This window comes from Leptospira noumeaensis (assembly GCF_004770765.1).
Classification (GTDB): domain Bacteria; phylum Spirochaetota; class Leptospiria; order Leptospirales; family Leptospiraceae; genus Leptospira_A; species Leptospira_A noumeaensis.
In genome coordinates this window covers 1-2,055 of record NZ_RQFK01000025.1, presented here as the reverse complement: position 1 = coordinate 2,055, position 2,055 = coordinate 1, and the positions used below count along the sequence as shown (strand labels likewise).

Genomic DNA, 2,055 nt, shown 5'->3' with positions numbered 1-2,055 from the left:
TACAAAAATGCAGAAGTAAAATTAAGATTAATCCAAAGTATTTTGTTTTTTTCATATTATTTCCTACGAATTGCATATAACGAACTAGACTAGCCGACGTAGGCTGGCCCTGAGTCCCGAACGGGACGTTAGGGATTGGCACGACGCTTGCGTAGGCAAGAGGAGTGACAAAAGCCTATGTGTCGTAGACCGAGCGAGGGCGCAAGTCCCGAAGCGAAGCGGTTAGTAGCTGTTATACGAAGGTTTCGGTAGTATTACTAACTAACTTTAATACCTAAAACATCTAATGGGTTTGAATTGTTTTTTAGAACGAATAACATTCTTTGTGCCGGTCCTTGTGGAATATTTCTTCCAGATTCCCATGCTTCAACTGTTTTCTCTGAAACACCTAGTGTGTTTGCAAAAACAGATTGTGTAAGATGTAACTTAGTTCTAATATTTTTAATATCTTTTCCTTTGAAATTAGGAAGTTTTGGAACGGAAATTGAAGTTTGTTTGAGTTTTAAGTTAGATTTTCCCTCAGAAAATTCAATAGCTTCATTTAAACCTTTTTTAAGACTGTTAAACAGTTTATCGTTTGTTGTATTTTTCATGAATTCCTCCTTCCCTTTTTTAGAGCTTCTTTTAGTGTTAAAGTCAATTGTCCTAAAATTTTAAGCTGCGCTTTAGATAGATTTTCTTTATCATTCTTTTCAAGAAGTGTGATAAGAAATAGAATTTCAAACTCTTCAACATCAAGATAGAAAACTCGAATTCCAGAACTTTTGCCAGATCCTTTCTTTTTCCACCTGATTTTTCTGATCCCGTTGGTTTCCTTAATCACAACACCAGATTTCGGATTTTCTAATAAATGAGTTTGAAACTCTAAAAGTTCTTGATCGTCAAGTTTTGCTTTCTTCCAGAAATTATCAAAGTCCGGTAAATGAACGAATAATCTTTTCAATAATCCATTATACCCTATTCAGTAGGGGTTGTCAAGATTTCATTTTATATTTTTTGAGTCCTCAAATTAGGAATAAAGTTCTCCCGAAACTTTCGTATAACGAACTAGGGGGGACGACGTTCCCTGACCCTGAGTCCCGGAGGGGACGTTAGGGACTGGAACGAGACTTGCGTAAGCAAGGGGAGTGCCAGAAGCCTATGTGGCGCAGCCCAAGCGAGGTCTTGTGCCGAAGCGAAGTGGTTAGCGGAAGTTATGCGAAGTCGCAAATTTTAATATTATTCTGCTAAATCATCGAGATAAGCAAAAGTTCTGTAAGTTCCAAGAAGTATATAATTTGGAATTCTTCTATAGATTGGTAATGAATTGTTGATTAGTGCACCATTCATCCAAGCAATTGAAAAGAAAATGTAGCCGATGGAGTGTAGAGATCCAGCAATAATATCGTATGGTAAAACTATTGGATAAAGTAGCGCATATTGTGGTTTATGGTTTTTCTGAATAGATGATTTAATATTAATAAAAGTGCTATTCGAAAGTTGATTTTTGGGTATTTCGAATTGAACGTATATATGATCTTTTCTGGATTTTTCGAATTTGATTTTTATAATGTTGTCATTCTTTGTAGATTTATTCTGACTAAATTCCTGCTTGTTAATTTCTATAAAATCAAGGTATTTTAAATTTGGAAATTCACATTCTTCTTGAAAGTTTGCTGTTTCAACTATTTGAAGATTTGATTGATTATGTTTCAAATTTAACAGGTAACATTTTTCTGCTAAAGGAGGTTCTGGGTAAGTCGATGTATACTCATCTTTTAAATTAATTGTATCTGCAAATAATATAAGGTTACTTTCATCAAAAAAAGCAATTTGTTTTATCTGTTTTACTTTAAAATATTGTATTCCGAAAGAATTTTTAGCTACTTTTTTTGTAAGATTATATCTTCCGCAATTAACAAGTGAAATAAGACAAATTGAAATTATAAGAAAAATATTTAAGATGATTTTCATAAGATATTTTTTTCCTTTTTTTTTGCGATTTCGCATAACGAACTAGGGGAGACGACGTTCCCTGACCCTGAGTCCCGGAACGGGACGTTAGGGACTGGCACG

Annotated in this window: 3 protein-coding genes; all 3 read right to left on the bottom strand. The window is 34.3% G+C overall.

All coding sequences use genetic code 11. The features are described 5' to 3' along the window. Positions 1 to 257: 257 nt before the first annotated feature. Positions 258 to 593, bottom strand: coding sequence for a helix-turn-helix domain-containing protein (locus tag EHQ24_RS08185; protein WP_100745203.1), 336 nt, complete (start codon positions 591 to 593; stop codon positions 258 to 260). Next, a complete protein-coding gene (locus tag EHQ24_RS08180) occupies positions 590 to 943 on the bottom strand; it encodes a type II toxin-antitoxin system RelE/ParE family toxin (protein ID WP_135601191.1) in 354 nt (117 codons plus the stop codon). Before EHQ24_RS08180 ends, EHQ24_RS08185 begins: the two co-directional genes overlap by 4 nt. A 275-nt stretch (positions 944 to 1,218) precedes the next feature. After that, entirely contained in the window at positions 1,219 to 1,953 is a 735-nt protein-coding gene (locus EHQ24_RS08175) for a hypothetical protein (protein ID WP_135601190.1), read from the bottom strand. Positions 1,954 to 2,055 lie beyond the last annotated feature (102 nt).